Origin of the sequence: Vibrio sp. 10N.286.46.A8, from assembly GCF_041470165.1 — a bacterium.
Taxonomy (GTDB): domain Bacteria; phylum Pseudomonadota; class Gammaproteobacteria; order Enterobacterales; family Vibrionaceae; genus Vibrio; species Vibrio tasmaniensis_A.
In genome coordinates, this window is record NZ_JBFRLX010000335.1 from 1 (window position 1) to 517 (window position 517).

At 33.7% G+C, this 517-nt stretch carries 1 protein-coding gene; it reads right to left on the reverse strand.

The features are described from left to right. On the reverse strand, positions 1 to 499 hold a 499-nt coding region (locus AB4232_RS22180), incomplete at its 3' end, for an EAL domain-containing protein (RefSeq protein WP_372088024.1). Between the last annotated feature and the right edge of the window lie 18 nt (positions 500 to 517).

The window sequence follows — 517 nt, forward strand, 5'->3', positions numbered from 1 at the left end:
CATAACTGTGTAAAAGACCCTCACTATATTCAACTGTTTCAAATACTATCTTACTTCTTAACTCTGGAACTAATTTGGTTAATTCCATTACATCATCATAAAAGTCAACGATACTTAAATCTGCATGACTAATGTTAACACTGATATTAGGAAGTGTATCTTTAGTGTTTTTTGCGTATTCAATTATTTTTTTAAAAATTATAATGGTTAATGAGTAATGTAGGTGCGGCTCCGTTGCCAATAACGGCATAAATACACCAGGACCTCCGAACTCTGTGCGTTTCCACCTAAGCAATATTTCCCAAAGGTACTCTTTAGAAGTATTCATACTATAAACGACGGGTTGATAAAAAAGCTCGAACTGAGTCCCTCCCTTTTTTATATCGTGATGTAAAGCTTGGATTACCGAACGGGTTCTAACGTTTTTTTCATAGTCATTAATGTTATATATGTAGACACCATCAATAGATTGAAGTGACTTTTTAACACTGTAAGCCATTCTTCTAAACAACTGATT